Below are 24,278 nucleotides of genomic sequence, written 5' to 3'. Positions count from 1 at the left end.
TCAGGATGCACCAACAATTACAGAACATCATTGAGACGGCTTTCGAGCGTCGCGCTGAAATCACTCCGGCAAACGCAGACACCGTCACGCGTGAAGCCGTCAATCAGGCTATCAGTCTGCTGGATAGCGGCGCCCTGCGCGTTGCAGAGAAAATCGACGGCCAGTGGGTTACGCATCAGTGGCTGAAGAAAGCCGTGCTGCTCTCTTTCCGTATTAACGATAACCAGGTAATGGAAGGCGCGGAAACTCGTTATTACGACAAAGTGCCGATGAAATTTGCAAACTATGATGAAGCCCGTTTCCAGCGTGAAGGGTTCCGCGTAGTGCCTCCCGCCAGCGTGCGTCAAGGTGCGTTTATTGCACGTAATACCGTACTGATGCCGTCTTACGTCAACATCGGTGCTTACGTTGATGAAGGCACCATGGTGGATACATGGGCAACCGTCGGTTCTTGTGCGCAGATCGGTAAAAACGTTCACCTGTCCGGCGGCGTCGGCATCGGCGGCGTTCTGGAGCCGCTGCAGGCTAACCCGACCATCATCGAAGACAACTGCTTCATCGGCGCGCGTTCTGAAGTGGTAGAAGGCGTGATCGTAGAAGAAGGTTCCGTCATCTCCATGGGCGTGTTCATCGGCCAAAGCACCCGTATTTACGATCGTGAAACTGGCGAAATCCACTATGGCCGCGTACCGGCTGGCTCCGTTGTGGTTTCCGGCAACCTGCCGTCCAAAGATGGCAGCTACAGCCTGTACTGTGCTGTTATTGTGAAGAAAGTGGATGCAAAAACCCGCGGAAAAGTGGGTATCAATGAGTTATTACGCACCATCGACTAAACTAGAAGCGGCGGGTTAATCACCCGCCGTTTTTTTATGTACGAACGATAATCAGGACTATCTAAAAACCGAGAAGGTGACGCTATGTATGACAATCTAAAAAGCCTGGGCATTACCAATCCCGATGATATCGATCGCTATAGCCTGCGTCAGGAAGCGAACAACGACATCCTGAAGATCTATTTCCGTAAAGATAAGGGCGAGTTTTTCGCTAAAAGCGTGAAGTTCAAGTATCCGCGCCAGCGCAAGACCGTCGTGGCAGATAACTCTGGACAGGGCTACAAAGAGATCAACGAGATCAGCCCAAATCTGCGCTATGTGATTGATGAATTAGACAAGATCTGCCAGCAGGAACAGGTTGAAGTCGATCTGAAACGCAAAATCCTTGACGATCTGCGTCATCTGGAAAGCGTCGTTTCCAACAAAATTACCGAAATCGAAGCGGATTTAGAGAAACTGACCAAGAATCGCTAAGGCGATGATCTCCACAGGCCGCAAACGAAAACGGGAGCACGACAGGCTCCCGTTTGTCATTTCAGCACGGCATCACTGTGCGTCAACTAAATCCGCCCATGCTTCAACCCACGGGCATGACATCACTTCTGGTTCTGGATGCTCGACAGCATCAATTTCCAAAACATCACCCAGGCGCTTAGCACCGATTTCCTGCAATAGCGCATCGAACAGATGGCCACCCGCGCAGAAATTCGGGTAACTGCTGTCACCCAGCGCAATCACGCCATAGCGCAGCGCGGGCTGGTAACCGCCGTTTTCACGCAGTGCGGCGTAAAGCGGAACAATAGAATCAGGCAACTGGCCTTGCCCCGTCGTCGACGTGACAACTAAAACCGTCTGCTCGCGGTAGTCCAGCCAGGATTCCAGCGTCGCATCTTCAAAGACCTTAACCTCGTGCCCACGATCTCTGAGAATATTTTCGGCTTCTTCGGCCACCAGCAATGCATTCCCGTAGACCGTACCAACAAAAATACCAATCTGCGCCATGCTTCTGACTCCCTTTTTAATTCGATATATGTAATACAAAAATAAGACGGTGGTAATAAGACCGCTATTACCCGACGGAATGCTCGCTATCCTGACCTGAGTCGGCAGGAAACTCAACCCCTTCAAACTCAGGGAGAATCCCCTGCCAGCCAAACTGAGTCATCACCCCCTGCCACGGCGCATCCCAACGCGCCTGCAACGTCAATGGCTGCCCGCTCACCGGATGATTCAGCTGCAACTCGCTGGCATGCAGCATGAGCCTGCCGCAGGAGAAGTGCGATTCCATACCGCGATTGTGTCGCAAATCGCCGTGCGCGGTATCGCCGATAATCGGATGGTGGATATGTGACATATGACGGCGGAGTTGGTGCTTGCGCCCGGTCTGTGGTTTCAGCTCCATCAGACTGTAGCGTGCCGTTGGGTAACGGCCGATGGCAACCGGCATCTCGACCTGCGCCAAGGAACGGTAATGCGTAACAGCAGGCTGCGGCGCCTTATCAGGATTAGTAAACTTGTCGGCGATCTTGTCCAGCTCTTCGGTGAGCGCATAGTCGATCACATCATCATCCAGCACATAGCCTCGCACAACGGCATGATACATTTTCTGCATCTGATGCGATTCAAACTGCTGGGATAACGCACGTGCGACCTCGCTGGACAGCGCGAGCAGCAACACACCGGATGTCGGCCTGTCGAGACGATGAACGGTATACACGTGCTGGCCGATCTGATCGCGCACGGTCTGCATCACCACGACTTTTTCTTTGCGATCCAGCCAGCTACGATGGACTAACCAGCCGCTGGGTTTATTGACGGCAACCAGATGCTCATCCTGATAAATAATCTCAAGCATCGTGCGCTGTGCCATCCTGTGCATCCGGGCGGAACAGCTCATCAAGCAGCCCGATACGCAACAGAACCGCCGCCGTCTCTTCTGGCGACCCTTCCAGCGCTTCTTCGAAATAAGGCAGTAAAACCAGCTCAGCGGGCAGTGCTAGCTCGCTGTCCAATAAGGCATGCATGCGCGGCAAAAAGACCCACTGCAACCACTCTTCGGGTTTCATGGTATCGAGGCTGAAGGGCTCCGTGCTGTTAAACGCCTCCTCTTCCGGCGGAATGACCTGCCAGAAAGGGCTTTCCCTCAATGCACGTTCAATATCGAATAATGACTGACGAACCTGGTTCTCTCTACTCATGCGGTTTCTCGCCCTTGACGCCTACAGTAATGGCGGCAAAGCATAGCACTGATATCAGCCTGACCCAATCGTCGCATTTTGGCTATATGCTATCGATGATAACCCCTCAATCCGATCGCCAGAGGCAAAAAATTGGGGGTACTGATTGCTCAGTACCCCCGGTTCGTTTTATAGCTATCCCGCTACACATTTGCATCCCTGCTCATCCGTGAAAACTTTTCCTTTTTGGTCGTCCTAACCCACAATCCTTGCTGGCGTCCCACTTTCGTCCTGACGTTTCCATCCTGTATCTTCCGTGATTCAATCCCTTTAGGCTCCTGCCCCACCGATATTCCTAATCGGCTCTCGGTCTCCTTCCTGGAGGTGTCCCTGATTTCATCCTGAAACCATGTTTCTTCCTGAAAACTGTTCTTCTTCCTGAAAACAACGCTTCTTCCTGAAGCGACTGTTTCTTCCTAAAACAGTGTTTATCCTTAAAACAGCGTTTCTTCCTAAAACAATGCCTCTTCCTGAAACAATGTTTCTTCCTGAAAATAACCCGAGTGCAGTAACGTTATTTTGTTACCTATAGTAACGGTTACACACACTGTAACCGGTTACTAACTTAAGTAATAAGATGTATTAATTGTCAGCTTTCAGCAAGGGGTAATTGACAGTGTTTCTCAACACCCCTTAAGTGACCTTGCAGATTTTTCTTATAATTAACTAATTAATAATGAAAAAATAAAAATGAAACCTATTTTCAACATTAAAGATAAGACATTTCTTACAGAGAATGTAAGAGATCTCTCACAAAGCAGAAAGTGAAATTCGATTAACCATTAGACCGCTAATGGATTAAGGCCAGAAAGAAACACCGCTAGCGTTGGCGCTAAGGTCTGACGTTTTTTGGTGCCGAATTCTTCCAGGATGATTTCCCCGGAAACATTACACAGCGACACCATTGTCAGCTCTGAATCGGTCGTTGCTAAAAACAGCGTCGGCGTGAGCTTAAGGCGCTTCTGCGTTAATAAATGACCAATCAGATTCTCCTGCATCCGGGTGAAATCCTCTTCGCTCCATACCTGCAACAGCTGGCACGATAGCGAATCAAACTGCGCCGTCATATCCCCAGCATACTGCGCGGTGTAAAAAGCATGAACATCAGGATGCAGGCTGATTTCCAGCGCACGTTCCACACCATCCAATGCAGCTGAAGGCACAAAAGGCTGTGGCAACCAGTAAACCGTATCATCATGATTTTCGACAATACACGGGGAAGGTATACCGTAAAGTGCTTCACTGGCAGGCAAATGCCCCTTTTCCTGCTGCCAGCAGGCAACATAGCGCTGGGTGAACGCCGTCAGCGCTGAAACAACCTCATGCTCCATAATTTTTCTCATCACTCTTTTAGTCAGGTTACACTATTCGCCATCACGCTTATCACATCAAGGTAACAGCATGTCCGTCTATGACAAGCATCAGGCCCTGAGCGGGCTGACACTGGGCAAACCCACTCCCTATCATGACCGCTATGATGCCGCACTTCTGCAACCCGTGCCACGTAGCCTGAACCGCGATCCACTCGGCATTTATCCTGACAGCCTGCCTTTTCATGGCGCGGATATCTGGACGCTCTATGAGCTTTCCTGGCTGAACAATCGCGGCGTGCCTCAGGTAGCCGTTGGTGAAATGCATCTCAATGCGGAAAGCCTGAATCTGATTGAATCAAAAAGTTTTAAGCTGTATCTGAACAGCTTTAATCAGACGGCATTCGACAGTTGGGAAAGCGCACGCGCAACGTTAGCCAAGGATCTGGCGCATTGTGCACAGGGGGATGTCAGCATCACGCTTTTCAAACTCAGCGAGCTTGAAGGCCAGCCGATAGCGGGATTAACAGGCGAGTGCATCGACGACCAGGACATTCAGATCGACAGCTACGACTTCAACGCCGACTATCTGGCGACCAACGAACAGGACGCACCAGTCGTTGAAGAAACGCTGGTCAGCCACCTGCTGAAATCCAACTGTTTGATCACCCATCAGCCCGACTGGGGCTCGGTACAGATTCAGTACTGCGGCAAGCGCATCAACCGTGAAGCACTGCTGCGCTACATTGTCTCATTTCGTCATCATAACGAATTTCACGAACAGTGTGTGGAACGAATTTTTAACGACATCATGCGCTACTACCAGCCGGAAAAACTCAGCGTGTATGCCCGTTATACCCGCCGCGGAGGGCTGGACATCAACCCGTGGCGCAGCAATACCCCGTTTAACGCGCCAAATGGACGCCTGCCGCGCCAGTAACCGACCGATAAATCAAAAGTCCGCACTATAAGATACCCTAAATAATTCGAGTTTCAGGCAGGCGGCAAGTGAGGGAATCCCGATGAGCTTACTCAAGTAAGTGATTCGAGTGACAAATCTGCCGGGAGCAGATTTGAACGCTGCTTGCAGCGGCCCTTCAGGGCGAGGCCCACGACGGGCCGAGTATTTGAATGTAGCCAACGCACATGCAACTTGAAGTATGACGGGTATATGCGTAGCGTCACGCAAGTTAGGGGAGAGTCTGCCGCCAACATTGGAAAAAATGATGGCAGCGCGTTAAGGTGATGTGCCAGACAACAAAAGATCCATAACGTCTGAACGGTGCTCAAGTAGGTTTCATTTAGGCTCGCGGTATTTAACGCATGCGCGTAGCGCCTTAAATGAATGACATTCGTGCCGTGCTGCTGAAACGTCGAGCGTGTAACAACGGAACGTGCTCTCGGCAGCCAGCATGGCATCGCGAATTATATTGCGTTTCAAGGAGCAAAATTGATTACACATATCAGCCCATTGGGATCGATGGATTTGTTATCGCAGTTGGAAGTGGACATGCTGAAAAGCACAGCCAGCAGCGATCTCTACCGTTTGTTTCGCAACTGTTCCCTCGCCGTACTGAATTCCGGTAGCCAGACAGATAACAGCAAAGAGTTGCTGTCTCGTTATGAAGATTTTGATATCAACGTGCTGCGCCGCGAACGCGGCGTCAAACTGGAATTGGTGAACCCGCCGGAAGACGCCTTCGTTGACGGCAACATCATTCGAGCCTTGCAGGCTAACCTGTTCGCCGTATTGCGCGACATTCTGTTCGTCAATGGCCAAATCGCCAGCGCAGGTCGCTATCAGAACCTGAATCTGGAAAATTCCACCCATATCACCAATCTGGTGTTCTCTATCCTGCGTAATGCCAGAGCGCTCCACGTCGGGGAAGAACCGAACATGGTAGTCTGCTGGGGCGGCCACTCGATTAATGAAATCGAATACCAGTATGGCCGCAAGGTGGGCAGTCAGCTCGGCCTGCGTGAACTGAATATTTGCACGGGCTGCGGTCCGGGTGCGATGGAAGCGCCAATGAAAGGTGCCGCCGTCGGTCACGCGCAGCAGCGCTATAAAGAAGGACGCTTCATCGGCATGACTGAACCGTCCATCATTGCCGCTGAACCACCGAATCCGCTGGTCAATGAACTGATTATCATGCCGGATATCGAAAAGCGTCTGGAAGCCTTTGTCCGTATCGGACACGGCATCATCATTTTCCCCGGCGGGGTCGGAACGGCAGAAGAATTCCTCTATCTGCTGGGCATTATGATGAACCCAGAGAACAGCGAGCAGGTGCTGCCGATTATCCTGACGGGGCCGGAGGAAAGCGCAGACTATTTCCGCGTGCTGGACGAATTCATTGTTAGCACGCTGGGCCGTCAGGCGCGTCGTTACTACTCAATCATCATTAATGATGCCGCAGAAGTCGCCCGTCAGATGAAGAAAGCGATGCCGCAGGTGAAAGAAAGCCGCCGCCACACGGGCGATGCCTACAGCTTTAACTGGTCACTGCGCATCGCCCCCGATCTGCAACTGCCTTTTGAGCCGACACATGAAAATATGGCCGATCTCAACCTGCATCCTAATCAGCCCGCTGAAGAGCTGGCTGCCGCGCTGCGTCGGGCGTTCTCCGGCATTGTGGCTGGCAATGTGAAGGAAGTCGGTATTCAGGCGATTGAGCAACGTGGGCCGTACAAAATTCACGGCGACCCGCAGATGATGAAAAGCATGGATACGCTGCTACAGGGCTTTGTCGCACAGCAGCGCATGAAGCTGCCCGGCAGCGCCTATATCCCCTGCTACGAAATCTGCTCTTAACGGTTTACCGCTCGATCGTACCTCTGTGGGGAAGCCTGGCTTCCCCCTCTTATCACATCAGGAATTACGCGATGCCCGTCCATTTGCTGATTGTCGACGCGCTCAATCTGATACGTCGCATTCATGCGGTACAAGGTTCGCCTTGTATCACGGCATGCCAACATGCGCTGCATCAACTCATACAAAACAGTCAGCCTACGCATGCTGTCGCCGTCTTTGATGATGAAGATCGCGATACCAGTTGGCGTCACCAGCTCCTACCGGACTACAAGGCAGGACGCACGCCAATGCCGGAGAATCTGAAGCAGGAACTCCCGCAGATTAAAGCGGCATTTGCCGCCGTTGGCGTAGCAAGCTGGCATAGTCCCGGCAATGAAGCCGACGATCTGGCGGCTACGCTGGCCGCCAAGCTGTCATCCGCAGGTCATCAGGCAACGATCGTGTCGACTGACAAAGGGTATTGCCAGCTACTGGCACCACACATTCAGATCCGGGATTACTTTCAGAAACGCTGGCTGGATCTGCCGTTTATCGAACAGGAATTTGGTGTGTCACCGCAGCAGCTTACGGACTACTGGGGGCTGGCTGGCATTAGCAGCAGTAAGATTCCGGGCGTCGCAGGAATCGGCCCTAAAAGTGCCACACAGCTTTTGCAACAGGCAGGGAGTCTGGAGGCGTTGTATCAGCAGTTGGAAACCGTACCAGAGAAGTGGCGTAAGAAGCTGGAGCAGCATAAAGAAATGGCACTGATCAGCCGTCAGGTTGCGACGCTGCGTACCGATTTAACGCTTAATGGCAATCTTCAACAGTTGAGGCTGCCGGTGCAGAATAGCGCTCAGCCGCATTCTCACTAGCAGATAAATACGGATGCGTACCTGAGTGACTCCCAGATACGCACCAGATCGAGACTATCGCTCGTCGCGACGGCCGGGCACTGCGCTCCAGAAACGACGAACATGCACGGTGATTTCTTCACGGTCATGATACAAATGCTTGGCATGCACTTCAGCATTAACGCCATTTTCGCTTAGGCGCTCACGCAGCATGGTCAGATTCTGTGACACCTCTTCATAGCGCTTCTTCATCGGCAACTTCAGATTGAATATCGCTTCACGACACCAGCCCTTGATTAGCCAATCACTCATCAGGCTGGTGACTTTCGCAGGCTTCTCCACCATATCGCACACCAGCCAATACACGTTATTACGCGGTACCTCGAAGCGGAAACCATCCGCCTGATGGTGCATCACCTGTCCAGTATCCATCAGACTCGGTGCCATTGGGCCGTTGTCTACCGCATAAACCATCATGCTGCGTTTAACCAGTTGGTAGGTCCAGCCGCCGGGGCAGGCACCTAAATCCACCGCGTACATGCCGCTGCCCAGACGCTCATCCCACTCGTCGGCAGGAATAAAGACGTGAAACGCTTCTTCCAGTTTAAGAGTCGAACGGCTTGGTGCATCAGAAGGGAACTTGAGGCGTGGGATCCCCATATAAAACGGTGAATTGTTATTGCTATAAGAGTAACCGGCATAGCAGCAGCCGGGCGCAATGAACAGCACATGGAGCACCGGACGATCTGCTTTTTCATAACCCAGCAGAATTTTGTGTTCGCGCAATGCCGCGCGCAGCGGCACGGTGAATTTACGGCAGAACTTCATCAGCTCTTTGCTTTCATTGGTATCGGGAACTTCGACGCGCAGCTCTCCCGCGCGTTCAATGGCTCCCGTCAGCATACCAACGATGGGCGTGATGCGGTCTTCTGGCGGCAGGTCGCGCAGCAGTTCACCGCTCACGAACATCTGGCGAGCAAAAATCAGCTCATGAAACGGCAGCGTTTTGACCAGACGTTCGGCATCTTCATGCTGGTAGCATTCAAACACGACGTAGCCACTGTTCTCTTTTACCCGTGCGAAGCCGAACGCATTATGCTGCGTGGCTTTTTCCGTTATTTCTGCCGCACACTCTTTCTCAAACCCAGGACGACAATACAAAATGACTTTATTCATGGCGTTCAGCCTTTCTCTTCAGACGCAGTGCGCCAATCAATAGTAATATCCACCCCACCAGAAAACAGGCTCCGCCAATCGGCGTCACATAAACCCACAGTTTCAGGTGAGAAAGCGCCAGACAGTACAAACTTCCGCTGAAGAGTACCGTTCCTAACGCCAGAAAAACGCTGCTCCAGTAAAACCACAGATTGGTTCGCTGTTGCATCGCAATCGCTAGCGCCAAAATCGCCAGCGTGTGAAATGCCTGATATTCAAGGCCGGTTTTCAACCAGCCCAGCTCCGTTGCACCCAGCGTTTTGCTGAGAACGTGAGAGCCAAACGCGCCCAGCGCGACAAAAGTGAAGCCACTGATAGCAGCAAACACCAGCATGAAACGACTATTCATCGTTATTACCTATACGTTATTACCTATAAATGAGGTTGCTGACAAAGGCCGTCGAGCGGTAGTAACGGATAGATCGTAAAGTCGCTGTGAACACATCCCTGTGCGCTCGGATTGCGCAGATATGAATCTCATCCATGAGATTCACCCTTTCAGGGCCGTCGCTAGCGACGTTCAAAAACGTTCCTGACGTTTTTGTCCCTGGCGCAAACGCTTTACTCTTCTACTCCGTTACTCCCGTTTTCGTTCGGCAAATAGATCTGTCATCAGCCTGATACGTAGTTACCTACGTGAGTTATTCGGTTAATCAGCCAGCTGACACGGCTTCAGCGCGTGCCGTTGTCATAGCGGAAGCGAAATTTTTCCTGTTCGCTGGCTGCCCGCGCCAGAATCCAATGGCGAAAGGCGGCTATTTTACCCAGTTCTGCCTGACTGTCATGACATACCAGATAAAAAGCATTCCGGCTCACCAACACATCGTTAAACGGGCACACCAGTCGCCCCGCTTCGATTTCCGTCTGCGCCATCACATTATTTGCCAGCGCGACGCCCTGCCCGTGAATCGCCGCCTGCAATACCATCGCGCTGTGGCTGAAAATCGGCCCTTGCTGCACGTTAATCTGCACGCCAAGCTGGCGCGTATAGGACAGCCAGTCACGACGCGATGCATCATGCAGCAATGTATGTGCAACCAGATCGTCCGGCGTTTTTAACGGATGATTCCCCGTCAGCAGCACCGGCGAGCAAACTGGCAACAGATATTCGGCGTACAGCTTTTCTACCCGCAGCCCCGGCCAGTTTCCCCGGCCGTAGAAAATCGCGACATCCACGTCATCCGCCAGACGATCCTCATCGCGATCCACCGCCTGAATACGCACATCAATCCCCGGATAGTCGGAGTTAAAACTCGAAAGACGCGGCACCAGCCAATGAATGGCAAAGCTGGGCAGCAGGCTGACCGTTAACGCGCCTTTGGCGCTGCGGGATTGCAGCTTACGGGTTGCCTCATTCAAAGAGGAGAAGATCTCTTTGATATCAAGATAGTAACTTTGCCCTTCTTCCGTCAGTAGCAAGGAGCGATTACGACGGCGGAATAATTTAAGCCCCAGGAAATCTTCCAGTGACTTAATCTGGTGGCTGACGGCAGCCTGCGTAACAAACAGTTCTTCTGCCGCTTTGGTAAAACTTAAATGGCGAGCCGCCGCATCAAAAACGCGCAATGCGTTGAGCGGAGGGAGACGTTTTGACATGAATGAAATCTTTTGGTTTACGCTAAATCAGCGATTTATCAGGCACATTCGTACCCAATAACGCTTAAGATGCAGAAAGGCGACAATCGGAAATCGCCCCAGCCGAGCCGCTGTCTACACGATCAAAATAATCGACAGCGACCAACCTCTCCACAACGAAAAGATGACGGGTACATATATTAGTTTTTGTAATCCGAGACATTATAATTTGTCCGTTGAGGATGTACCAGCAAATACCTATATTAGCGCAACTTCCTGGGCCGGAACGAAAAGTGCGGAGGGGTGACCTGAGGTGCTTTTGGCTTGTGGTTGTGATGTTGTGTTTGCTATTTGTTTGTCTGCCTTTTGCAGATGTGGTAGCGAGTCTACCCTATTCACTTCCTGTACATTTACCCTGTCTGTCCAAAGTGATTTTTTGTGTAGCACCGCAAATTGCGGTGCTTTTTTTTGCTTACGATTCACGCCTGAATGCCATGGCACGCTGATCTAGCATCTGGCACAGCTTAACAGGCAACGTGTGATGATGGGCAAGCAGCACTATTTCCCTTTCGCCATTTCTTTCACATTATCACGGTTAATTTGCTGCTGCTGACCGTAGGCATCGGTATAGCTGATCATACCCGTCTCATCGTCAACCTTCGGTTTCCCCTCTGCGACGATGGTACGACCGTCATTGGTATGCATGACGTAATTACTGGAACAGGCTGCCAGAGAAAACGCCATCACGATAGCGGCAAAAATAGAAATTTTATTCTTCATAGTTAACCCTCAATGAATTTAAATGTTTTCTAGTTAACCTTATTCATCAGGAAATCCTGAAAATTAACACTTTAAAGCGTAGCAATAGTTGCTTTTTTTTCCATAAAATCGCATTAGGCATAGTCCTAAACTTGTCTCTCTCGACAAAATGGGACAGGATCTGCCCTCCAAAAGAGGATGCTCATGACACCGTTTAACCCCGCCACCTTTCGCCAACAGTTCCCCGCTCTCCAGCATTCAACTGTCTATCTTGATAGCGCCGCGACCGCACTGAAGCCGCAGCCCGTCATTGATGCTGTGCAGGCGTTCTATGGCAGCGAGAGTGGTACGGTGCATCGCAGCCAGCATCGCGGCGCGCAGGCGTTAACGCAGCGTTTTGAAGGCGCTCGTGAGCAAGTTGCCGCGTTGCTCCACGCAGACGATCCGCGTTCCATTGTCTGGACCAGAGGCACGACGGAAGCGATTAATCTGGTCGCGCAGAGCTATGCGCGCCCCCGCCTTCAACCGGGCGACGAGATCGTCGTGAGCGAAGCGGAACATCACGCTAACCTCATTCCGTGGCTGATGGTGGCGCAGCAAACGGGCGCGAATATCGTGAAGTTACCGATAGGCGCGGACTGGTTACCGGATATCGAACAGCTCACCACGCTGATCACGCCAAAAACCCGCCTACTGGCGCTGGGACAGATGTCAAACGTGACAGGTGGCCAGCCCGATCTGGCGCGTGCGATTGCGCTGGCTCACCGCTATGGTGCGGTGGTGATGGTTGACGGCGCGCAGGGCATCGTTCATTGCCCGCCCGATGTGCAGGCGCTGGATATTGATTTCTACGCATTTTCCGGACACAAGCTTTATGCCCCAACCGGGATTGGCGTGCTGTACGGCAAAACCGCCTTGCTGGAAAGCATGCTGCCGTGGCAAGGCGGCGGGAAGATGATGACGCAGGTGTCCTTTGACGGTTTCAAACCGCAGGCGATTCCACAGCGCTTTGAAGCGGGAACGCCGCACATTGCCGGCGTACTTGGCCTGTCTGCGGCACTCGACTGGCTGACTACGCTGGATTGGCACGCCGCGGAGCAGCATAGCCAGCAGTTAGCGCAGCTTGCCGAAACGTATTTAGCGCAGTTCCCCGGCTTTCGCAGCTTCCGTAGCCCGCATTCCAGCGTACTGTCCTTTGATATTGCCGATGTGCACCACAGCGATCTGGTTACGCTACTAGCCGAAAGCGGCATCGCACTGCGCGCCGGACATCACTGTGCGCAGCCGCTGATGGACGCACTCGGTGTCAGCGGCACGCTCCGCGCCTCGTTTGCCCCGTATAACAACCAACAAGATGTTGCTGCGCTGATCGCCGCAGTGGGCAACGCCCTTGAATTACTGATCGACTAAACCATGACCCAGACAACTGACACTATGCATCCTTTTGACTACATGCATCCTTTTGGTCACCACACCACTGTCGCCGACCTGCTGGCACGCTTCGATGCCTGCCGCGCATGGGAAGATCGCTATCGGCAGCTCATTTTGCTGGCAAAGGCATTACCAACGTTGCCAGACGAGCTGAAAACCGAGGAGATTTCATTATCCGGCTGTGAAAATCGCGTCTGGCTGGGTTATCAACGTCAGGAAGACGGCAAGCTACATTTTTACGGCGACAGCGACGGGCGCATTGTGCGGGGATTACTGGCGGTCTTGTTAACCGCCGTAGAGGGAGAAACGCCAGAAGCGTTATTACAGCACGATCCGCTGGCGCTGTTCGATAAGCTAGGGCTTCGCGCGCAGCTCAGCGCTTCGCGTTCAAGCGGACTGGCGGCGCTGGCCGCCAGAATCAAGGAGATTGCTGAACAAGAGGCTGCGGACAAATAGCGGTATTCGCGCTATTTATTTCTGCGGCGCAGACGCTCTTTCCCTTTTCGCTATCATCTTCTTCAGCGCATGAGATACCGCAACAAACCCAAAGGTTGCGGTGACCATCGTCGCGGCACCAAAGCCTGACGCACAATCCATACGCATCACCCCATCAGCCGTACTGCGCGACGCACAGACGGAACCGTCAGGCTGCGGATAAACCAGCGGTTCGCTGGAAAACACGCAGTCGATGCCCAGCTTTCCTTTGCTGTTCTTCACCACGTTAAAATCGTGCTTTAACCGCTCACGCAGCTTAGCAGCCAGCGGATCCTGAATCGTTTTCGCCAGATCGACCACCTCAATGCGGGTCGGATCGATCTGCCCACCCGCGCCGCCGGTTGTCACCACCGGGATCTTATAGCGCCGGCAGTAGGAGAGCAGAGCCGCCTTCGGACGCACGCTGTCGATGGCGTCAATCACATAGCTGAAGTTCTGGTCGAGCAGCTCGGCCACGTTTTCCACGCTAATGAAATCATCTACGCAGGTGACACGACATTCTGGGTTGATCGCCAGAATTCGTTCGGCCATCACTTCCGTCTTCGACTGTCCGGTGTGCTGACGCAGCGCGTGGATCTGCCGGTTGGTGTTACTGACACACACATCATCCATATCGATCAGCGTGATCGCGCCGATGCCGGTACGTGCCAGCGCCTCAGCCGCCCAGGAGCCGACGCCACCAATACCAATCACGCAAACGTGAGCCTGAGAAAACAGCGCCAGCGCCTGTTGACCATATAACCGCGCGGTGCCGCCGAAGCGTTGCAAATAGGCTTCGGATAATTGCGTACTCATTCAACCAACCTTACGAAAACAAAATCACAGGAAAATAAAACCACGAGAAAAAGCGGCTCAGGATAGCGCTAAACCCGCACGACATCCACCAGACAGCTCATGGCGTTCGGCCCCTGCGTCAGCGGCGACGTGCCGATATCCAGCGTCAGTACATTCGCATTTCCTGATTGTTCAACCGGATGCCACGTTTTCTGGCCGAAGCCGGGCTCAAACCAGGCACCGGTGGACATAATCACCACGCCCGGCGTGACGCCGTCGGTAATCTGTACGCCCGCCAGAATACGGCCACGCGCGTTTCTGACTTCCACCTGTGAGCGATCGACGATATCCCGCGCAGCGGCGTCCTGCGGGTGCATGTAAAGCGTCTCTTTTCCTGCGGTCTTATTCGCGGCAACCTGTGGTGTAGCGGCTAGTTGACTGTGTAAACGGTCGGACGGCTGAATGGAAATAAAGTGCAGCGGCCACTCTTCCGTGCTTTTGGCACCCAGCCATTCAACGGGAGGCTGCCATTCAGGATGCGGCGCAAAATCCGCATAGCCATAGCTGGCGATGGCAGAGCTAAACAGTTCAATTTTACCACTTGGCGTGCTGAGCGCGTGCTGCTGCGGATCGCGGCGGAAATCCTCAAAGAACACAAATGGTTTTTCATCCATCGGGATTTCTACATGTCCCTGCTGCCAGAAATCCTCAAATGACGGCCAGCGATCAGCGGCATCTCGCTGCCTTGAACGGCATTCCTCATAAAGGTGTTCCAGCCACTGCTGCTCGCTGCGATTTTGCGTGAACGCGTCGCCATAACCCAGACGCTCCGCCAGTTCGCTGAAAATATCCACGTCATTACGCGCCTGATGCTGCGGCGCAATCGCCTGATGCATGGCAAAGATAAAGCGATCGCGAGATGAGCCGCCGATATCATTACGCTCTAGTGTCGTGGTGACAGGCAGCACGATATCCGCCATCTGCGCCGCGGGCGTCCAGACGATATCCTGCACAATCACCGTATCCGGCTTGCGCCAGCCGTCCACCAGACGGTTCAACTGCTGGTGATGATGGAACGGGTTACCGCCCGCCCAGTGAATCAGGTGAATATCGGGATAAGTATGGGTTTCGCCCTGAAAGGTATAAGGCGTTCCCGGATGTAAGAGCATATCGGCGATGCGCGCCACGGGGATCGCCTTCCCCGCGTTCGGGGTTGACGGAGAAGCCGGCGCAGGCGTTGAAATACGCTCGTTGCCGACGCTGTTCATCGAACCGTGGCCGAAGGAGAATCCGCCGCCCGGTAACCCCACCTGTCCCAGCATGGAAGACAGCGCAATCATCATCCAGTAAGGTTGTTCGCCACGATGGGCGCGCTGCACGGAGTAAGAACAGGTAATAAAGCTGCGTACGCCGATCAGTTGCTGCGCCAGACGTCGGATGCGCTCGGCGGGAATGCCTGTGATATCGCTGGCCCATTCGGGGGTTTTCACCACGCCGTCGCCGCGACCATGCAAATAGTCACTCAGTTGTTCATAACCGACGCAGTAGCGTTGCAGGAAATCCTTATCGTCAGCACCCAGGCGCTGAATTTCATAGCCCAGAGCCAGCATCAAGGCGACATCGGTATTCGGGCGAATTGGAATCCACTCTGCATTCACAAATTCAGGGCAGTCATCGCGCATCGGACTGATGTTGATGACCGGAATCCCTTTCGCCACCAGCACTTCCAGCGCGGGCTTAAGCGTGTGGTGCCCGGCCCCACCGGATGCCACCTGTGCGTTTTTCAGCGCCAGACCGCCAAACGCGAGGAAAATATCACAATGCTCGGCGACGCTGCGCCATTCGGTGACCTTGCCCGTCAGCGGATGAAAGGTGCCAATCACGTACGGCAGGAAGAACTGCGCCGCACCCCAGCTGTAATTGCCCTGCTGATCGACCGCGCCGCCGCCGGAGAAATAGAAGCGTCGCACCTGAGAACGCGCATGGTGATAGCGCCCGGCAGACGACCAGCCGTAAGAACCGGCAAAAAGGCCGTCCGCACCGTAGCGATCGCGGATACGGCGATTTTCCTGCGCGACCAGATCGAGCGCAACGTCCCAATCCACTTCAACAAAATCTTCCCGACCACGCAGCGTTCTGTCGCTGTTTTCGCGTTTCTGAAGCCAGGAGCGACGCACCGAAGGCCGACGGATACGTCGGTCGGAATACACCAGCGGCACGATGGAATCGAGCATGGCGGACGGTGCCGGATCGTCGGCAAATGGCTCGCAGCGAATCAGCTTGCCGTCTTCAACCACAGCGGTAAACGCGCCCCAGTGCGCAAGATGTGGATAACATTTAATCGCCATGACAACCTCAGAGAAGAATCAATGTTGTTGATAATTAACCAGCAGTGAAGAACCTGAACCGTTCGTCGGGCTGCTTTGCGCGTTCTTCAAAACCCAGACTCGGCCATAGTGGTTGTAGAAACCCGCCGAGTGACCTGCATCCGGCCCAATGCCCTGATACATATCGAAGTGCTGGCCTTTAATCGCCCCACCGACATCCAGTGCGATCATCAGGCGCATTTCATACTTGCCGGTGAATTTACCCATGTTATCCAGCAGCGGCACTTCCATTAACAGAGCCGTGCCTGCTGGAATCAGCGAACGGTCAGAGGCGACGGAGGCTTTCGCCACCAGCGGCACCGCGCTTGCCCCTTTGACGGGCGCAGACATCATCGGCTTAAAGAACACAAAGGAAGGATTCTGCTCAAACAGTTCACGCACTTCATACTCGGTGTGCTGCTCCGCCCACTTGCGGATGGCCTGCATCGACATCTCTTCACGCGGCACTTCACCACGATCGATCAGCACCTTACCAATACTGCGGTAAGCGTGACCGTTTTTGCCCGCATAGCCGAAGAACGTCAGCGGGCGTCCATCGCCAAAATCAATATAGGCGCTGCCCTGCACTTCCATCATGAAGTTATCAACCAGCGAATTGGTCCAGGCGAGAACCAGACGCTCATCCAGCGCACCGGCATAAATCCCGGCACGATCTGGCAGTCGGCGGTTCTTTTTGCCCTTTGACGGCATAGCATATAAAGGATGACGGAATTCACCCTGACGGGTATGACGCGCCTGCAACACCGGCGTGTAGTAACCGGTAAACTGCACGTTACCAAAGTTATCAACGCCTTCCATCTGCCAGGCGTTCAGACCAAATTTGCTCAGTTCGCGGGTATCGGCACCGGACATCATCCAGTTTTCAATCGCCTGAAAGGTCGTATTATTGCGCGAGTACAGATTAGGTGACGCCGACCGAATTTCAGAAACCTGAGTCATGAAATCCCGTGCGTTGACCGGTTTTCCTTTGGCATTAGGTTCATTCACCAATTCCAGAGGCTGGTTGAGGTGACCATCTTTATATTGCTGCCCGCGATCGGTTGGCCTGGATTGGCACCCCGCCAGAATGGCAATGACCACTGCGGTCAGCACGTATTTTCCCCACCGTCCCTTCATCTTTGCGCTCGCTTTTTACATCAAAAAATTTACCGTCGAACGATAACAAACGGCTATCGAGAAAGGAATGGGACAGCATATAAATCCACGGATCGAGCGTATGCCGTTCGGCACGCGGCGTAACAAAAGCCAGGAGTTCTGCTTATCGCCACGTTACGGTCATAAAACAACCTATCAGGTGGTAAATCAATCACCTGACAGCCCAATACCACGCTTTTTAGAGAAATAGGTTGCATCAATGCTCATGGAGAGTATAGTGCGCATCCACGGACGCGGGGTGGAGCAGCCTGGTAGCTCGTCGGGCTCATAACCCGAAGGTCGTCGGTTCAAATCCGGCCCCCGCAACCAATTGATGTGAGCCGTCCATCAAGAGATGTGAAAGCAGTAAAAGATAGTCAGTACGGACGCGGGGTGGAGCAGCCTGGTAGCTCGTCGGGCTCATAACCCGAAGGTCGTCGGTTCGAATCCGGCCCCCGCAACCAATTGATGTGAGTCGTACATCAAGAGATGTGAAAGCAGTAAAAATAAGTCATACGGACGCGGGGTGGAGCAGCCTGGTAGCTCGTCGGGCTCATAACCCGAAGGTCGTCGGTTCGAATCCGGCCCCCGCAACCAATTAAGGTTCTTTAAATTAAGAACCGCGCAATAAAGCACCTTAACGGGTGCTTTTTTGTTTTCTACGCATTATCTGTTTCTACATACTATCTGTTTCTACGTACTATCTGTTTCTACGTACTATCTGCTTCTACGAACTACCTGTTTCTACGTACCATGCCCCAGACATCATTCCTCTGAACCGCGCTAGTTAGGCGCGGTCATCGTGCATTCTATATCTGCAACATCAACTACCGCTCAGCCTGACTGGCAAAGTAGGCTTTAATTCCTGCAAAAATGGATTCCGCAATTTGCTGCTGGAAATGGCTGGTACGTAGCTTGCGCTCTTCTTCCAGATTGCTGATAAATGCCGTCTCAACCAGAACAGACGGAATATCCGGTGCTTTCAGTACCGCAAACCCAGCCTGATCGACACTGTTTTTATGCAGACGATTCACCCTGCCCAGTCGGGTCAGGATCTCTTTACCAAATTTCAGGCTGTCGCCAATCGTCACGGTCTGCACCAGATCGAACATGGTGTGATCCAGATAGCGGTCGCCGCTCATGCTCACGCCACCGATCAAATCCGATTCGTTCTGGGTCTCTGCCAGAAATCTGGCGGCAGTACTGGTTGCCCCTTTCTTCGAGAGGGCAAAAACCGACGATCCTCTTGCAGCTCGATTGGTAAACGCATCCGCATGAATCGAAATGAACAGATCGGCACGCTGCTTGCGCGCTTTCGCCACCCGTACACGTAACGGAATGAACACATCTTCATTACGCGTCATATAGGCTTTCATGTTGGATTCGTTGTCGATCAGCTTGCGCAAGCGACGGGCAATTTGTAGCACGATGTCTTTCTCGCGCGTTTTATTCTTGCCAATCGCACCGGGATCCTCACCGCCGTGACCGGGGTCGAGCATGATAATCAGCGGACGATCCCGCCCGGCTTTCCCGGCTTTCGGCGCTTCTGCTGGCAGCGTACGTTCCAGATCGCCTTTGTTGTAATCCTCCAGCAGCGCCAACAGCGGATCGTCTTCGTTGTCGTAGCGCCCTGCGGCGGGATACAAATCCAGCACCAGTCGGTGCTTGAATTCAGCCACTGGCCCCAGCGTAAAGACTTTAGTCGTCGCCTGCTGCTTGAGCTCTAACACCAGGCGCACCGTGGTTTTATCAAACTGGCCGATGCGCGCTTCTTTAATCAGCGGGTCGTTATCTGACTTAAACTGGCTGGCTATCTCCTTCAGTACGCTGTTCAGATGAACGTTTTCGATATCCACCACGATGCGCTCAGGATTACTCAGACTAAACTGTTTATATTTCAGCGGGTGATTGGATTCCAGCGTGACGCGGGTATAGGCGGAGGACGGCCAGACGCGCACGGCCACGACCTGCGTCGTCGCTGCTATTCCTACACCACTTACGCTTAACAGCCAGGTTGCTGCTGCGCTTTGTAATAGACGCCGTCGAGTCAGATGATGATTCGAATGAGACATGCCGCTCCGATCTGATTGCTGTGCGCTATCCTGCATTGTTGTGTTGCGAATGCACGGGATAGGCCATTAAAAAATGAATAAAGGTAAAAATTGTCAAAAACTTTAACGAATCTGTTCCACGCTGTCATGCAAAAATCCTTTGCATGCCCGTCATACTTCAAGCCGCATGTGCGTTGGCTTCTCTTGCTCACCCCAGTCACTTACTTATGTAAGCTCCCGGGGACTCGCGCGGTTGCCGCCTTCACGCAACTCGAATTATTTAGGGCATGGTAGCAAGATGAAACAGAATCCTGACTTTTCTGGTTAATACTTCCTCTTGCCTTTTACGTCATAAAGAATAAAAATACAGAAATTACGAATAAAAATGCAAAGAGGGCTCGCAGTGAAGGAACGGAGTACAGAACTGGTTCAGGGCTTCCGCCATTCAGTTCCCTATATCAATGCCCACCGTGGCAAAACGTTTGTCATCATGTTAGGTGGCGAAGCCATTGAACATGCCAACTTCTCTAGCATCGTAAATGATATCGGGCTGCTACACAGTCTGGGGATCAAGCTGGTGGTCGTTTATGGCGCTCGCCCGCAGATCGATGCCAACCTGACAACGCATCACTACGAACCTCTCTACCATAAAAATACCCGCATCACCGACAGCACCACGCTGGAGCTGGTCAAGCAGGCGGCAGGAATGCTGCAGTTGGACATCACTGCCCGGCTGTCGATGAGCCTGAACAACACGCCGCTGCAAGGTGCCCACATTAATGTCGTTAGCGGTAACTTTATTATCGCGCAGCCGCTTGGCGTGGATGACGGTGTGGACTACTGCCACAGCGGCCGTATTCGCCGCATTGATGAAGAAGCCGTTCACCGCCAGCTGAATAGCGGTGCAATTGTGCTGCTCGGCCCGGTTGCGGTTTCAGTCACCGGTGAAAGTTTCAATTTAACCTCGGAAGAGGTCGCGACCCAGCTCGCTATTAAGCTGAAAGCGGAAAAGATGATCGGTTTCTGCTCCTCGCAGGGTGTGACCAATGAAGAAGGCAACATCATTTCCGAACTGTTCCCCGACGATGCACAGCAGCGTATTGATGCACTGGAACAGGCTGGTGATTACCATTCGGGTACGGTTCGATTCCTGCGCGGCGCGGTCAAAGCCTGCCGCAGCGGCGTACGCCGTAGCCACCTGATCAGCTATCAGGACGACGGCGCGCTGCTGCAAGAACTGTTCTCACGTGACGGTATCGGTACGCAGATCGTAATGGAAAGCGCCGAGCAGGTTCGCCGTGCGACCATCAATGACATTGGCGGTATTCTGGAGCTGATTCGCCCGCTGGAAGAGCAAGGTATTCTGGTCAGACGCTCGCGTGAGCAGTTGGAAATGGAGATCGACAAATTCACCGTCGTGGTACGTGATAACCTGACTATCGCCTGCGCCGCACTGTATCCGTTCCCGGAAGAAAGCATCGGCGAAATGGCCTGCGTCGCGGTTCACCCGGATTACCGCAGCTCATCACGCGGCGATATGCTGTTACTGCGCGTTGCCGCTCAGGCGCGTCAGCAGGGTCTGCAAAAGCTGTTCGTGCTGACGACGCACAGCATCCACTGGTTCCAGGAGCGCGGCTTTTTACCCGCCGAAGTGGAAATGCTGCCGAAGAAAAAGCAGGCGCTGTATAACTACCAGCGTCGCTCGAAGATTCTGGTGCTAGATCTCTGAGTTATTCCACTCGATAACACTTCTCGTGGCCGATCGTAAAATCGGCCACGCTGTTTTCATTCGCTCACGCTGTTTTCATTCTCTCACGACATTTTCATCCGCTTATGGCTGTTTGCCAAACTCACAGCTTAGCGTTGTCCACTTCCTTGCCTGTTCACTCAGCGTAAATCCTAACCCCAGACGGTCGGATACCCACATTCGCCCATCGCGCAGCTCTAGTTGCTCGTTGAAGAGCGGATTCAGCCACTCGAAGTGTTCCAGCCATGGCTCAATCGGATAGGCTGCAGCCAGATGCAAGTGCACTTCCATCGCAAAATGCGGTGCCAATTTACGGCCGTGCTTCGCGGCCAGGTCCATGATTTTCAGGAAAGGTGAAATCCCGCCTACGCGCGGTGCATCCGGCTGGACGAAATCACTGGCGTTACCGAGGATCAGCTGTTCGTGCTCGCGGAAGCTGGTCAGCATCTCGCCAGTCGCAATCGGCGTATCCAGCGCCGCCGTCAACGCCGCATGGCCTTCCACATCGTAGGCATCCAGCGGCTCTTCAATCCAGATCAGGTTAAAGGCTTCCATCTTTCTGCCCATCCGAATCGCCGTTTCACGATCCCACTGTTGATTGGCATCCACCATCAGCGGGAAGTCATCTCCCAGCGCTTCGCGCACCGCAGTGAGGCGACGGATATCCTCCGCCGTATTCGGCTGCCCGACTTTCAGTTTTATCCCGCCGATACCGCTTTCACGGGAGATCACGACATTTTTTAGGACCTGATCCAATGGCGTATGCAGGAAGCCGCCGGAGGTGTTGTAGCACTGCACGGAATCACGGTGTGAGCCGAGCAGCTTCGACAGAGGCAGGCCTGCACGTTTGGCTTTCATATCCCACAGCGCGATGTCGAGCGGAGAAATCGCCTGCACCGCCATCCCACTACGGCCAACCGATGCGCCAGCCCACAGCAGCTTGGTATAGATCTTATCGATATCGTTTGGATCTTCGCCCAGCAGATTATCGGCAATCTCTTTCGCGTGGGCATAAATGCCCTGTCCGCCCGCCCGCTTGGAGTAGCTGAATCCGACCCCTTCAAATCCATCACGACTGCGGATTTCCGCAAAAATAATGGCGACTTCGGTCAGCGGTTTCTGCCTTCCGGTCAGTACTTTCGCATCACTCACCGGCGTTGCCAGCGGCAAAAACGCCAGAGAGAGTTTTACCCATTCGATTCGATCGCCCGACTCGGCGGCCGTTCTGACGTTCGTGACTTTTGCATAGCTAACCGCTGCTGAATTTGCACTGATGGTCATGTCTCACCTCGTAAAATGATTGCGCTAACATTCATAAACAGAAGGAAGATAGCGATAAATGAAGAAAAAACATGCAATACAGATCACATAATAATCATTATCACGATAAAACTGTTCATCGATAGACAAAATTAATGATTGCGCAATCACCAAAAAAAGTAAGAGGATACAACGGGATTACTGCCTGACCAGCTCTGGATCCAGCCCGAAAAAGCGAGACAATTCGGCAGGTTGTCAGAAACACAGGCGACTGGTAAACCGATGTGCCATCAACGATAATCCAGCGACATGTGAATGTGCGCGCAGCCTCAGAAGGGAACCCGTGATTGAAACGCGATAAGAACGCCAGCAGCATGCCGCCACGTGCTCCCACGCTTGAAGATGTGGCGCGTGCCGCAGGTATTTCGCCCATGACCGTCAGCCGCGCGTTGAACAATCCGAAGATTGTTCGTGCAGAAACCATGAACAAGGTGATGGAAGCCGTCCGCGCCACGGGTTATATCCCCAATATGTTAGCGGGCGGGCTCGCCTCCCGACGCAGTAAGCTGATTGCCGTCGTGGTGCCACAAATCAATAACAACATGTTCGTTGATACCGTTCAGGCGATCAGCGATGAGCTGGCCGCTCGCGGTTACCACATGCTGCTGTGCGTCGCTGGCTATACCAATGAATCCGAGGCGGAGCTTGTCGCTACCCTGCTTTCTCGTCGCCCGGACGGGATCGTTCTCACTGGTATTCACCACACGCCCGAGCTCAAACGTCTTCTGCTCAACGCCACGATCCCCGTCGTCGAAATCTGGGATCTCACCCCGACGCCGCTCGATATGCTGGTCGGTTTTTCCCATGAAAGCATCGGGAACGCCATCGGGCACTATTTGCTGGGTAAAAGACATTCGCGCTTTGGCCTTGTCTGGACTGAAGACGCACGTGCCGGATTGCGTAAGAAAGGGATCTACGACGTCATACAAAAACAGCCGGGAAGCTACGTGCGTGAAGCCATTGCCCCGTGGCCTGCGACGATGGCGCTAGGGCGACAAGGGCTCAGCGAACTGCTCGCCGATGGCGAGGATTTTGATGCCATTATTTGCAGTTCCGATACGCTGGCACAGGGCGTGATGATCGAAGCCGCCGCCAGAGGATTAGCCGTACCGAAGCAACTGGCAGTCATGGGATTTGGCGATCTCGATTTCGCTGCACACAGCACACCGACCATTACCACGGTCAGAGTCGATCGCTGGAAGATCGGCACCGACGCGGCGGCAATGCTGGCAGAAAAGATTGAGGGAAAAAGCGTACCCTCCCCTGTTGTGGATATTGGTTTTTCGCTGATTGAACGCGAATCCGCCTGACGTTCTATTCATTTGACGCTCTAACCACCTGACGCTCTATCCGCCACACGTC

22 protein-coding genes and 3 tRNA genes are annotated in these 24,278 nt (G+C 53.2%); 12 read left to right on the top strand and 13 right to left on the bottom strand.

Annotation, left to right across the window (positions count from 1 at the left end):
* Positions 1-5 precede the first annotated feature (5 nt).
* Positions 6-833 carry a 2,3,4,5-tetrahydropyridine-2,6-dicarboxylate N-succinyltransferase gene (dapD, locus tag Q3A88_RS07790; protein WP_039276072.1) on the top strand — a complete coding sequence of 276 codons (828 nt, stop codon included), beginning with the start codon at positions 6-8 and terminating at the stop codon, positions 831-833.
* Positions 834-917: 84 nt separating this feature from the next.
* Positions 918-1,307 carry a DUF3461 family protein gene (locus tag Q3A88_RS07785; protein WP_010296391.1) on the top strand — a complete coding sequence of 130 codons (390 nt, stop codon included), beginning with the start codon at positions 918-920 and terminating at the stop codon, positions 1,305-1,307.
* Between the two features lie 72 nt (positions 1,308-1,379).
* Here Q3A88_RS07785 and Q3A88_RS07780 read toward each other — a convergent pair whose 3' ends face one another.
* From Q3A88_RS07780 to syd, 4 genes are all read right to left on the bottom strand, one after another.
* A complete protein-coding gene (locus Q3A88_RS07780; protein WP_233989936.1) occupies positions 1,380-1,835 on the bottom strand; it encodes a flavodoxin in 456 nt (151 codons plus the stop codon).
* Positions 1,836-1,902: 67 nt separating this feature from the next.
* Positions 1,903-2,688: a tRNA pseudouridine(65) synthase TruC gene (gene truC / locus Q3A88_RS07775; protein WP_110163610.1), complete on the bottom strand. Its 786-nt coding sequence runs from the start codon at positions 2,686-2,688 to the stop codon at positions 1,903-1,905.
* On the bottom strand, positions 2,681-3,031 hold the full coding sequence (locus tag Q3A88_RS07770) for a YqcC family protein (protein WP_317177690.1): 351 nt from the start codon (positions 3,029-3,031) through the stop codon (positions 2,681-2,683). Before Q3A88_RS07770 ends, truC begins: the two co-directional genes overlap by 8 nt.
* An 821-nt stretch (positions 3,032-3,852) precedes the next feature.
* Positions 3,853-4,401 (bottom strand): SecY-interacting protein, encoded by a 549-nt coding sequence (gene syd / locus Q3A88_RS07765; RefSeq protein WP_039467062.1) that lies wholly within the window; start codon positions 4,399-4,401, stop codon positions 3,853-3,855.
* Between the two features lie 70 nt (positions 4,402-4,471).
* On the opposite strand from syd, the gene queF reads away from it, so the two are divergent.
* From queF to xni, 3 genes are all read left to right on the top strand, one after another.
* A complete protein-coding gene (queF, locus tag Q3A88_RS07760; RefSeq protein ID WP_317177689.1) occupies positions 4,472-5,320 on the top strand; it encodes an NADPH-dependent 7-cyano-7-deazaguanine reductase QueF in 849 nt (282 codons plus the stop codon).
* 510 nt (positions 5,321-5,830) lie between these two features.
* Positions 5,831-7,195 carry a nucleotide 5'-monophosphate nucleosidase PpnN gene (gene ppnN, locus Q3A88_RS07755; protein ID WP_317177688.1) on the top strand — a complete coding sequence of 455 codons (1,365 nt, stop codon included), beginning with the start codon at positions 5,831-5,833 and terminating at the stop codon, positions 7,193-7,195.
* A 71-nt stretch (positions 7,196-7,266) separates the two neighbouring features.
* Positions 7,267-8,049: a flap endonuclease Xni gene (xni, locus tag Q3A88_RS07750; protein WP_039525111.1), complete on the top strand. Its 783-nt coding sequence runs from the start codon at positions 7,267-7,269 to the stop codon at positions 8,047-8,049.
* 54 nt (positions 8,050-8,103) lie between these two features.
* On the opposite strand, the gene rlmM is transcribed toward xni, so the two are convergent.
* The 4 genes from rlmM to Q3A88_RS07730 form a co-directional block, all read right to left on the bottom strand.
* On the bottom strand, positions 8,104-9,204 hold the full coding sequence (rlmM, locus tag Q3A88_RS07745; protein ID WP_110163570.1) for a 23S rRNA (cytidine(2498)-2'-O)-methyltransferase RlmM: 1,101 nt from the start codon (positions 9,202-9,204) through the stop codon (positions 8,104-8,106).
* Entirely contained in the window at positions 9,197-9,592 is a 396-nt protein-coding gene (locus Q3A88_RS07740; protein ID WP_110163569.1) for a DUF423 domain-containing protein, read from the bottom strand. Before Q3A88_RS07740 ends, rlmM begins: the two co-directional genes overlap by 8 nt.
* Positions 9,593-9,915: 323 nt before the next feature.
* Positions 9,916-10,839 (bottom strand): transcriptional regulator GcvA, encoded by a 924-nt coding sequence (locus Q3A88_RS07735; RefSeq protein WP_010296350.1) that lies wholly within the window; start codon positions 10,837-10,839, stop codon positions 9,916-9,918.
* 537 nt (positions 10,840-11,376) lie between these two features.
* Complete coding sequence (locus tag Q3A88_RS07730) at positions 11,377-11,598, bottom strand: YgdI/YgdR family lipoprotein (RefSeq protein ID WP_005975888.1); 222 nt, start codon at positions 11,596-11,598, stop codon at positions 11,377-11,379.
* A 183-nt stretch (positions 11,599-11,781) separates the two neighbouring features.
* On the opposite strand from Q3A88_RS07730, the gene csdA reads away from it, so the two are divergent.
* Entirely contained in the window at positions 11,782-12,987 is a 1,206-nt protein-coding gene (csdA, locus tag Q3A88_RS07725; RefSeq protein WP_233989943.1) for a cysteine desulfurase CsdA, read from the top strand.
* A 3-nt stretch (positions 12,988-12,990) separates the two neighbouring features.
* Positions 12,991-13,464: a cysteine desulfurase sulfur acceptor subunit CsdE gene (gene csdE, locus Q3A88_RS07720; RefSeq protein ID WP_317177687.1), complete on the top strand. Its 474-nt coding sequence runs from the start codon at positions 12,991-12,993 to the stop codon at positions 13,462-13,464.
* A gap of 15 nt (positions 13,465-13,479) precedes the next feature.
* On the opposite strand, the gene tcdA is transcribed toward csdE, so the two are convergent.
* The 3 genes from tcdA to mltA form a co-directional block, all read right to left on the bottom strand.
* Positions 13,480-14,298 (bottom strand): tRNA cyclic N6-threonylcarbamoyladenosine(37) synthase TcdA, encoded by an 819-nt coding sequence (gene tcdA, locus Q3A88_RS07715; protein WP_317177686.1) that lies wholly within the window; start codon positions 14,296-14,298, stop codon positions 13,480-13,482.
* 68 nt (positions 14,299-14,366) lie between these two features.
* Positions 14,367-16,625: a molybdopterin-dependent oxidoreductase gene (locus Q3A88_RS07710; RefSeq protein ID WP_110163566.1), complete on the bottom strand. Its 2,259-nt coding sequence runs from the start codon at positions 16,623-16,625 to the stop codon at positions 14,367-14,369.
* 18 nt (positions 16,626-16,643) lie between these two features.
* Positions 16,644-17,780 (bottom strand): murein transglycosylase A, encoded by a 1,137-nt coding sequence (gene mltA / locus Q3A88_RS07705; protein WP_110163565.1) that lies wholly within the window; start codon positions 17,778-17,780, stop codon positions 16,644-16,646.
* Between the two features lie 271 nt (positions 17,781-18,051).
* Between mltA and Q3A88_RS07700 the strand changes: the two genes are divergently transcribed.
* The 3 genes from Q3A88_RS07700 to Q3A88_RS07690 all read left to right on the top strand — a co-directional run bounded on the left by Q3A88_RS07700 (position 18,052) and on the right by Q3A88_RS07690 (position 18,395).
* Positions 18,052-18,128 (top strand) — tRNA-Met (locus Q3A88_RS07700).
* A gap of 57 nt (positions 18,129-18,185) precedes the next feature.
* Positions 18,186-18,262, top strand: a tRNA-Met gene (locus tag Q3A88_RS07695).
* Between the two features lie 56 nt (positions 18,263-18,318).
* Positions 18,319-18,395 (top strand) — tRNA-Met (locus Q3A88_RS07690).
* A 230-nt stretch (positions 18,396-18,625) separates the two neighbouring features.
* Here Q3A88_RS07690 and amiC read toward each other — a convergent pair.
* On the bottom strand, positions 18,626-19,870 hold the full coding sequence (gene amiC / locus Q3A88_RS07685; protein ID WP_039516693.1) for an N-acetylmuramoyl-L-alanine amidase AmiC: 1,245 nt from the start codon (positions 19,868-19,870) through the stop codon (positions 18,626-18,628).
* A gap of 364 nt (positions 19,871-20,234) precedes the next feature.
* On the opposite strand from amiC, the gene argA reads away from it, so the two are divergent.
* Positions 20,235-21,578, top strand: coding sequence for an amino-acid N-acetyltransferase (gene argA / locus Q3A88_RS07680; protein WP_170310700.1), 1,344 nt, complete (start codon positions 20,235-20,237; stop codon positions 21,576-21,578).
* 102 nt (positions 21,579-21,680) lie between these two features.
* Here the strand turns inward: argA and Q3A88_RS07675 are convergent, their stop codons facing one another.
* Positions 21,681-22,877, bottom strand: coding sequence for an L-talarate/galactarate dehydratase (locus Q3A88_RS07675; RefSeq protein WP_010286465.1), 1,197 nt, complete (start codon positions 22,875-22,877; stop codon positions 21,681-21,683).
* Between the two features lie 326 nt (positions 22,878-23,203).
* On the opposite strand from Q3A88_RS07675, the gene Q3A88_RS07670 reads away from it, so the two are divergent.
* On the top strand, positions 23,204-24,226 hold the full coding sequence (locus tag Q3A88_RS07670; RefSeq protein WP_317177685.1) for a LacI family DNA-binding transcriptional regulator: 1,023 nt from the start codon (positions 23,204-23,206) through the stop codon (positions 24,224-24,226).
* The last annotated feature ends 52 nt before the right edge of the window (positions 24,227-24,278 follow it).

Source organism: Pectobacterium sp. HCp5_1, assembly GCF_032905925.1.
Lineage (GTDB): Bacteria > Pseudomonadota > Gammaproteobacteria > Enterobacterales > Enterobacteriaceae > Pectobacterium > Pectobacterium brasiliense_A.
This window is presented reverse-complemented; position numbering and strand designations above follow the sequence as displayed.

What these genes read in the sequence shown, in the direction of transcription:
- dapD (WP_039276072.1), top strand. Translation starts at nt 6, where the DNA reads ATGCACCAACAATTACAGAACATCATTGAGACGGCTTTCGAGCGTCGC.
- Q3A88_RS07785 (WP_010296391.1), top strand. Translation starts at nt 918, where the DNA reads ATGTATGACAATCTAAAAAGCCTGGGCATTACCAATCCCGATGATATC.
- Q3A88_RS07780 (WP_233989936.1), bottom strand. Translation starts at nt 1,835, where the DNA reads ATGGCGCAGATTGGTATTTTTGTTGGTACGGTCTACGGGAATGCATTG.
- truC (WP_110163610.1), bottom strand. Translation starts at nt 2,688, where the DNA reads ATGCTTGAGATTATTTATCAGGATGAGCATCTGGTTGCCGTCAATAAA.
- Q3A88_RS07770 (WP_317177690.1), bottom strand. Translation starts at nt 3,031, where the DNA reads ATGAGTAGAGAGAACCAGGTTCGTCAGTCATTATTCGATATTGAACGT.
- syd (WP_039467062.1), bottom strand. Translation starts at nt 4,401, where the DNA reads ATGGAGCATGAGGTTGTTTCAGCGCTGACGGCGTTCACCCAGCGCTAT.
- queF (WP_317177689.1), top strand. Translation starts at nt 4,472, where the DNA reads ATGTCCGTCTATGACAAGCATCAGGCCCTGAGCGGGCTGACACTGGGC.
- xni (WP_039525111.1), top strand. Translation starts at nt 7,267, where the DNA reads ATGCCCGTCCATTTGCTGATTGTCGACGCGCTCAATCTGATACGTCGC.
- rlmM (WP_110163570.1), bottom strand. Translation starts at nt 9,204, where the DNA reads ATGAATAAAGTCATTTTGTATTGTCGTCCTGGGTTTGAGAAAGAGTGT.
- Q3A88_RS07740 (WP_110163569.1), bottom strand. Translation starts at nt 9,592, where the DNA reads ATGAATAGTCGTTTCATGCTGGTGTTTGCTGCTATCAGTGGCTTCACT.
- Q3A88_RS07735 (WP_010296350.1), bottom strand. Translation starts at nt 10,839, where the DNA reads ATGTCAAAACGTCTCCCTCCGCTCAACGCATTGCGCGTTTTTGATGCG.
- Q3A88_RS07730 (WP_005975888.1), bottom strand. Translation starts at nt 11,598, where the DNA reads ATGAAGAATAAAATTTCTATTTTTGCCGCTATCGTGATGGCGTTTTCT.
- csdA (WP_233989943.1), top strand. Translation starts at nt 11,782, where the DNA reads ATGACACCGTTTAACCCCGCCACCTTTCGCCAACAGTTCCCCGCTCTC.
- csdE (WP_317177687.1), top strand. Translation starts at nt 12,991, where the DNA reads ATGACCCAGACAACTGACACTATGCATCCTTTTGACTACATGCATCCT.
- tcdA (WP_317177686.1), bottom strand. Translation starts at nt 14,298, where the DNA reads ATGAGTACGCAATTATCCGAAGCCTATTTGCAACGCTTCGGCGGCACC.
- Q3A88_RS07710 (WP_110163566.1), bottom strand. Translation starts at nt 16,625, where the DNA reads ATGGCGATTAAATGTTATCCACATCTTGCGCACTGGGGCGCGTTTACC.
- mltA (WP_110163565.1), bottom strand. Translation starts at nt 17,780, where the DNA reads ATGAAGGGACGGTGGGGAAAATACGTGCTGACCGCAGTGGTCATTGCC.
- amiC (WP_039516693.1), bottom strand. Translation starts at nt 19,870, where the DNA reads ATGTCTCATTCGAATCATCATCTGACTCGACGGCGTCTATTACAAAGC.
- argA (WP_170310700.1), top strand. Translation starts at nt 20,235, where the DNA reads ATGCAAAGAGGGCTCGCAGTGAAGGAACGGAGTACAGAACTGGTTCAG.
- Q3A88_RS07675 (WP_010286465.1), bottom strand. Translation starts at nt 22,877, where the DNA reads ATGACCATCAGTGCAAATTCAGCAGCGGTTAGCTATGCAAAAGTCACG.